10 protein-coding genes and 1 pseudogene are annotated in these 6,474 nt (G+C 54.6%); 4 read left to right on the top strand and 7 right to left on the bottom strand.

Annotated features, from left to right (window positions below):
* A pseudogene (locus tag MVC73_RS00330) lies at window positions 1-161 on the top strand (MBL fold metallo-hydrolase); the annotation flags it as partial.
* Window positions 162-201: 40 nt separating this feature from the next.
* Window positions 202-765: a nitroreductase family protein gene (locus MVC73_RS00325; RefSeq protein WP_297505993.1), complete on the top strand. Its 564-nt coding sequence runs from the start codon at window positions 202-204 to the stop codon at window positions 763-765.
* On the opposite strand, the gene proC is transcribed toward MVC73_RS00325, so the two are convergent.
* The 4 genes from proC to MVC73_RS00305 form a co-directional block, all read right to left on the bottom strand.
* On the bottom strand, window positions 762-1,541 hold the full coding sequence (gene proC / locus MVC73_RS00320; protein ID WP_297505992.1) for a pyrroline-5-carboxylate reductase: 780 nt from the start codon (window positions 1,539-1,541) through the stop codon (window positions 762-764). The genes MVC73_RS00325 and proC overlap by 4 nt on opposite strands.
* Window positions 1,542-1,639: 98 nt before the next feature.
* Complete coding sequence (locus MVC73_RS00315; RefSeq protein ID WP_297505991.1) at window positions 1,640-2,089, bottom strand: dual specificity protein phosphatase family protein; 450 nt, start codon at window positions 2,087-2,089, stop codon at window positions 1,640-1,642.
* 32 nt (window positions 2,090-2,121) lie between these two features.
* Window positions 2,122-2,790 (bottom strand): carbon-nitrogen hydrolase family protein, encoded by a 669-nt coding sequence (locus MVC73_RS00310; RefSeq protein WP_297505990.1) that lies wholly within the window; start codon window positions 2,788-2,790, stop codon window positions 2,122-2,124.
* A complete protein-coding gene (locus MVC73_RS00305; RefSeq protein ID WP_297505989.1) occupies window positions 2,759-2,944 on the bottom strand; it encodes a hypothetical protein in 186 nt (61 codons plus the stop codon). Before MVC73_RS00305 ends, MVC73_RS00310 begins: the two co-directional genes overlap by 32 nt.
* A 44-nt stretch (window positions 2,945-2,988) precedes the next feature.
* Here MVC73_RS00305 and MVC73_RS00300 point away from each other — a divergent pair, with 44 nt between their 5' ends.
* Window positions 2,989-3,966, top strand: a complete 978-nt coding sequence (locus tag MVC73_RS00300) for a hypothetical protein (RefSeq protein WP_297505988.1) — start codon at window positions 2,989-2,991, stop codon at window positions 3,964-3,966.
* Window positions 3,967-3,977: 11 nt separating this feature from the next.
* Window positions 3,978-4,505 (top strand): GNAT family protein, encoded by a 528-nt coding sequence (locus tag MVC73_RS00295; RefSeq protein ID WP_297505987.1) that lies wholly within the window; start codon window positions 3,978-3,980, stop codon window positions 4,503-4,505.
* Window positions 4,506-4,517: 12 nt separating this feature from the next.
* Here the strand turns inward: MVC73_RS00295 and MVC73_RS00290 are convergent, their stop codons facing one another.
* The 3 genes from MVC73_RS00290 to MVC73_RS00280 all read right to left on the bottom strand — a co-directional run bounded on the left by MVC73_RS00290 (window position 4,518) and on the right by MVC73_RS00280 (window position 6,360).
* A complete protein-coding gene (locus tag MVC73_RS00290) occupies window positions 4,518-5,357 on the bottom strand; it encodes a type II CAAX endopeptidase family protein (RefSeq protein ID WP_297505986.1) in 840 nt (279 codons plus the stop codon).
* An 84-nt stretch (window positions 5,358-5,441) separates the two neighbouring features.
* Window positions 5,442-6,068: a CPBP family intramembrane glutamic endopeptidase gene (locus MVC73_RS00285; RefSeq protein ID WP_297505985.1), complete on the bottom strand. Its 627-nt coding sequence runs from the start codon at window positions 6,066-6,068 to the stop codon at window positions 5,442-5,444.
* Window positions 6,061-6,360, bottom strand: coding sequence for a transcriptional regulator (locus tag MVC73_RS00280; RefSeq protein WP_297505984.1), 300 nt, complete (start codon window positions 6,358-6,360; stop codon window positions 6,061-6,063). The genes MVC73_RS00285 and MVC73_RS00280 overlap by 8 nt, the downstream gene beginning before the upstream one ends.
* Between the last annotated feature and the right edge of the window lie 114 nt (window positions 6,361-6,474).

Here is a 6,474-nt window from a genome sequence, read left to right as displayed (position 1 = left end):
CCGACGAGGCATCTGAGATTGGCCTTTCCCTTGCCGAGAGAACGGTTTTGAGCCATATCTCCCACAAGAACCTGCCCTTCCTTGAGCTGGTCGAGTACGTTAGGAAGAGGTGGGGGAACAGGGTTCTGGTCGCCTACGACGGGATGGTGTTCTACGTCTAAACGTTTTTATCCTCCCGGGCCAAACTAAAACGGTGGTCTCATGCGCATCCTTGAGTTGGCGAAGAGGAGAAAGACCGTGAGGCAGTTTCTCCCGAACAGGCCACCCAAGGAAGACATCCTGAAGGCGATTGAAGCTGCCAAGGAAGCTCCCTCTGGTATGAACGCCCAGCCGTGGAGGTTCGTGGTAATCGATGACGACTGGCTCAAAGGAAAGATAAGGGAGCTCTGTGAGAGGGAAGAGGAGAAGTTCTACGCAAGGAACAAAGGCGACCTCATGGCCTGGCTGAACGCCAAGGGTTTTAAGCCGGAGAAGCCCTTCCTGAGCGAAGCTCCTTACCTCATCCTCGTCTTCGGGCACACAAAGGCACCTTACTGGCTCCAGTCAACGTGGATAGCCGTCGGTTACCTTCTTCTGGCACTGGAAGAGCTCGGCCTCGGCACGGTAACATACACCCCGCCGAACCCCAAACCCGTAGAAGAGCTCCTCCACGTTCCCGGGGACTACAAGCTCCAGACTATTCTGCCCGTTGGCTACCCAGCGGACCCAAAGCCAAAATACGAGAGGAGGAAGCTTGAGGAAGTCGTTAGCTTCAACGAGTTTTAGGCCTTCCTCGACAGTATCCTCGACTTCTTGGTTGCGGCATCGACGGCTTTCATCACGGCCGTCCTTATCTTGCCCTCCTCCAGCTCGAAGATGCCGTCTATAGTAGTTCCTCCGGGCGTTATCACCCACTCCCTCACCTCGGCTGGATGCCTTTCGGTCTCCATGAGGAGCTTTGCCGTCCCGAGGAGGGTCTGGAGGGAGGCTTTTCGGGCAACTTCCCTCGGCAGACCGACCCTTAGGCCGCCGTAGACCATGGCCTCAAGGAAGACAGTAACGTAAGCCGGCCCGGAACCGCTCAGCCCCGTTATAGCGTCCATGTGCTCCTCCTCAACGCGGAGGCATTCGCCGAAGGACGAGAGGAGGCCTTCAACGGTTTTCAGGTCTTCCCCCTCCAAGTCCGTCGAGTAGGCCGTGAAGGACTCCTTGACGAGAACCGCTATGTTCGGCATCGCCCTGACGAGCTTGGCCTTTGGGGCTAACCTTCTGAGGTAGTCAAGCCCTATGCCAGCTGCGAGCGATATCAGAAACTTCCCGTCCAAAAGCCCGGAGACCTCCCCGAGGACGGCGCTAACCTTGTTGGGCTTCACCGCCAGAAAAACAGCCTCTCCCCACTCAACTGCTTTCCTGTTGTCCCTCGTAAGCCTGACTCCATATTCCTCAAGCCACCTGGCCTTTTCTAAGTTCCTCCTCGTGGCGATTACCTCGTGCCCGCTCTCGCTGAGGGCTTTGGCAACTGCACCTCCTATCGTTCCCGCACCTATCACGGCAACCCTCATTCCAACACCTCATCCACCAACGCTCTCCCCTAAAATAAACCTGCCCTTTAACCGCCTGTCAATTTGACAGAAAACGAGGTAAATACCGCTCAAAGTTGTCAGTGTGACAGATACCTTTCAAGCTCCCTCAGGACTTCGAACTGCTCGCGCGTCTCCACTGCGCCGGGCCTTATCGAGCGAACCCTTTTCAGCGCTTCCCTGAGCGGAAGTCCCTTCGAGTACATCAGCCACGCAACCGCAACGGTCCCGCTCCTCCCGAGGCCACCGAAGCAGTGGATTAAGACCCTCTTTCCCTCGTACACATTCCGCTCGATCCAGCGGAGGATTTCGAGGAGCTGGTTTAAGCTTGGGGCTGTGAAATCCGGAACCGGGCTGTGGAGAACCTCTACCCCTCTTTTCCCCCACTCTTCGAGGGAGTAGGGTAGCTCGTAGTCCTCGACGAGGACAACGACTGCGTCGAAATCTTCGGCAACTTCGTCGAGCTCAACATCGTTCGGCATCCGAGAGAAGGCCACCTTTTCGTCCACGAACCTTGCCGACGGCCACATGTTAATCCCCGAAGGCATTATCTTCAGGCCCTTTAAGGTTGCTCCCAGATAAGGGTTTCCCCACCACTGGAAGATGCGAGCAGGGTTCCCTTTTCATCGAAGACCCAGGCACCGCCAGGTGGATGGCTGTTCACGATAAAAGCCTTAACGCCGAGAAGTCTAACCCGCCTGGCCATTGCTTCAACGTCTTCCTCGTTTGGCTGGCCGTAATCGGGTGAGTACTCCATCGGCACGAAGAGATAAGCCGGCCTTTTCCTCCTCACCCATTTCAAAATACGCTTGTTGTAGAGGTCGCCGCAGATGATTACCGCCACCTTCCCGAACTCCGTTCTTGCCGTTCTAACGGTGTTGCCCGTGCAGAACTTGTACGGCTCTTGAAACTTGCGGTGTTTTAAGAGAACCTCGCCGTTCCTACCGATTAAAAGCGCGGAGTTGTAAACGCAGTTTTTGTAGGGTTCTAAAAGGCCGAAGACGACGTAAACGCCGTTTTCCCTGGCGAGCCTGCTCACGCGCTCGACTATTTCATCGTAAAGCCTCGCCCCGCTGAAGTCCCACTCCTCGAAGCCGGTGAGGCAGTACTCGGGAAAGACAATGAAGTCGGGGTTATGGGCCAAGGCCTCATCAAAGCGCCTCTCGAACTCGACCCAGTTGGCGCTGAAGTTTCCAACCTCAACGCGCATGGGGATTAACGCGACCCTCATCATCAAACCTCCAGTTTCCCAGATGTCTGGAAAATCTTTCCGACGGCTCCCCCGGCAGATCGTCAGGGTTATGGTATTTCGTTACATTCTTCAGGGGGTTGTCGGGCTCCTTGAGTGTTTCAAGGTTATTCTCAATGAGGGTTTTCCTCCTCATCCGTACCGCCCGTTTACCACTAACCGGCAAAAATCTTAAAACCTTTGCTGTGGTTCTTTGAGGGAATAATCCAACCACCAAGGGGGACGTTTATGAAAACCTGCTCCTTCGGCGTTGAGACCGTTCCAGCTGCACTCGCCGGCGACCTGCTCATCGGGAGCGTCTACAATAAGAATGCCTACAAGATAATGCTCGCGAGGCTTGAAGGCGAGAGGATAAAGACCGTGAAGTTCATATCGGGAGAAAACGACTGGGAAGGGCACAGCGTGGCGAAACTCAAAGACGGCTACCTCATCGGCGGTGCCGTTGAGGGAAGAGCAACCCCCAATGGAGGGGAAGGCTGGAAGGCCTACGTCGCGAGGCTTGACGGGAACCTCGAAGTCCTCTGGGAGAGAAAGCTAAAAATCCTCGACAACGAGGCCGTTTATTTCATCCTGCCCGATGAAAGTGGAGCTTTCATAGCGGGTGACACTTCCAGCGGGGAGGGGAGGGGCTTCTTCGTCGGGAGGATCACGCTGGACGGCGAAGTCCTCTGGCTCAGAACCCTCGGCCCCTGGAGCGATGCTGTGATTTCAGGCCTAGTTGAACTCGACGGAAGGCTTGTTCTCATTGGGAGCATAAAGGAGGAGAAGTGGAAGGTTAAAGCCTTTGAGTTCACTAGGAAGGGAGAGCTTGTAAAAGAAAGAGAGCTTGCCGGTGGAATAGCCCTAACAGCAGTCAAAATGGGCGGAAAAATAGTCCTGGGTGGTTACAAAGGGAGCGACCTTTGGGTCTGGAACGTGAATTGGGAAGTAATGCTCCCAAACGGTGCAGTGACTTCGCTCCTGCCAACCGAAGACGGCCTCCTCGTTGGGGGTGAAGTCGAGGGAAAAGCGACGGTGACGAAGCTCGACCCGAAAGGAGAAATCCTATGGGATAGGGAACTGTGGGAGCGTGGCTGGGTCGAGGTTTTGAGTGAGAGCGTTGCACTCGGGGTTAGGGAGGAAGAGGGGAAGACTGTTATGGTGGTTGAGAAAACTTAGGGGTGTCTGCCATGAGACCCCTTGTCCTCAAAGGTAAGAAAGTCTCGTTGGGAATCCTCCTGAAGGAAGACCTGAGCAAAAGCTGGGAGTGGTTCAACGACAGGAGCACAGTCAGGTATCTCTTCAACTCGGCCCACTTCACACTGCCAGAGGAAGAGGAGGAGTTCTATGAGGAGCTGAAGAAGAACAAGGATAAGATGCCGACGTTTGCCGTGATTGAAAACGAAACTGGAAAACTCGTCGGCATAGCGGGCTTCAACTGGATTAACTGGCAAGCAAGGTGGGGGGAGATACTCTACTACCTCTCGCCGGAAGAAAGGGGGAGGGGCTACGGTACCGAGGTCGTTAAACTTCTCTGCGAGTACGCCTTCAGGCATCTCAACCTACGCAAGGTCTGGGCGAAGGTGCACGAGGACAACGCGCCCTCAATAAGGGTTCTTGAAAAGAACGGCTTTACATTGAGCGGCCGCTTCAGGGAGCACATCTGGAGCGATGGGAGATACGTGGACGAGCTGATTTACGAGCGTTTCAGGAATTGAGCCGGCTGAATGTTACTCCCCGCCCTTCAAAAGCTTCAGGCCGAGGTAGACAACACCGAGCATTGCGACGGCTATTCCTGTACCAAGGATAAGGCCTTCGTTAGAGTAAATCCCCATCAGATACTCGACAACGGAGGTGAGTCTTCCCCAGAGGAGAGCCAGCGGTAGGATGGCTAAAAGGATGACTGTCCCCGCTATAGCCCCTCTGGATTTCTCGTACTTTATATAGGCCCAGGGAATCATGTCGTCGAGCCAGTGGATCACCATGACGACGAGAAGACTTTTCGTATATAGGTAAGCAAGTCCAAGGACGAAACCAACCAGAGCGTTTGATATCAGCACGTTCCAGTTCCTGTTGGGATGGGAGAACCTGTGCCCGATGCCGAAGAAAAGCGAAAGCGCAATAAGGCCTGCAAATGGGTTCCAGAGCGAGAGGAGGCCAAGGAGGACGTAGCGGAAGACGAGCTCCTCAGGAAGGGCGGCGCTTATTATCTGGAAGAGTGCCACATCTTTGAAGCCCATGCTTTTAACAAGGTTAACTCCCTCGTCATTAATCTCGGGGCTTTTCGCTTTTCCGAGTTCAAAAACGGCCGGGAGGAAGACCAGAATGCTCAGGGACAGGAAGAGCAGAAAGTAGTCAAGGGGAAAGCTCCAGCGGACAAAGTAGAGTTCCGAGCACAGGAGGGTTATGAGAACGGCGAAAACGACTGTAAATATTGACATCGCCACCCAGTAGCCTTCAATATCTCCAAAACGCCTCTGGAAGGGCCTTATAAAGCCGCTGAGATAGAGTCCGTGCGTTATGTAGAGCAGGAACGCCAGGATAAAGGCAGTTAGGGGATTCATAGGCATCCCATCGGGTATCCTCGGCTTCCTTAAAACCCTTTACCCTTCACCAATCGTTCCGAGTCGGAGCCGGTTGAGGGTTAAAAAGGGTCAGCGGTTACGCTCAGACCTTAGCTCACCCGTTAAAATCCCAGCAAGGTTCGCCGACGAGTGAAAGGTGAAGGCCGTGAGGAGAGACCCGCTGAGCGCGAAGAGGTAGCCAACGATCAGCCCCATTAGGAAAGCTCCACTCGTTATGTAGGCTTTCTCCCCCGGGGAAGCCCCCTCGAATGCCATCCAGTGTGGGAGAGCAAAGAGAAGGGCAGAAAATCCAACCGCGCCCCAGAACTGGCCGTGGATTAGGAGGTAGCCTTCAATCAAGGCCCTGTTGAGGCTTTCCTCGGCGAGGGGAGCAAGGATGAGAAGGAGCAAAATCCTCCAGAGAAATACATCGGGAAGAAACTCCGGCATCTCGACCTTTCCCCCGAGGAGCCTTTCCCCGAGGCTTAACACCAGAGAAACGGAAAATCCAATTGCTATTGACTGAGGAAGGTAAGCCAATCCAAAGCTGACTGGAATTCTGAGGAGAGAAATCAAGGTGAGCGACAGGATTAGGAAAGCCCCCTGAATTCCGGCACTGGCTAAGCCCTTCCCCCTCTTCGCCAGGAGTGATCCAAAGCTTGAGGAAGGCAGGAAGACCGCCAGCCAGAGCAGGAAAGCGTAGAGGTATTCAATCACCACCCACCACCTCGCGGAGGATTCTCATAGCTTTCTCCAGTTCTTCCGTTCCCCTCTCGCTCAGCTCCACGAACTTCCTCGGCCTTTTGCCAAAGCCGTAGTAGGTTTTTACCATTCCGGCCTTTTCGAGGGCCTTGAGGTGGAAGTCGAGGTTTCCCGGGGTGAGTTTTAAGGCTTTGGCAAGCTCGATAAAGGTAGTCCTCTCACGGGAGAGGAGGTAGAGGGCTATTGCCAACCTCGTCGGGTTCCCGAGCGGTGAGTTTGAAAGCTCCCTGAGCCTCTCAGCCCTCATCTCACTCCCTCATGGCCCTTCTGATGTGGAGGAAAGCCGCGAAGGAGAAGGCGGATGAGATCACCATGACAGCGAAGGCCATCTCCTGAACCGGAAGTTTGCCGGCCAAATAGG

Source organism: Thermococcus sp. (assembly GCF_027052235.1).
In the GTDB taxonomy this organism is placed as follows: Archaea; Methanobacteriota_B; Thermococci; order Thermococcales; family Thermococcaceae; genus Thermococcus.
The sequence above is the reverse complement of the archived record's forward strand: the minus strand, read 5'-3'. Positions and strand labels throughout refer to the sequence as shown.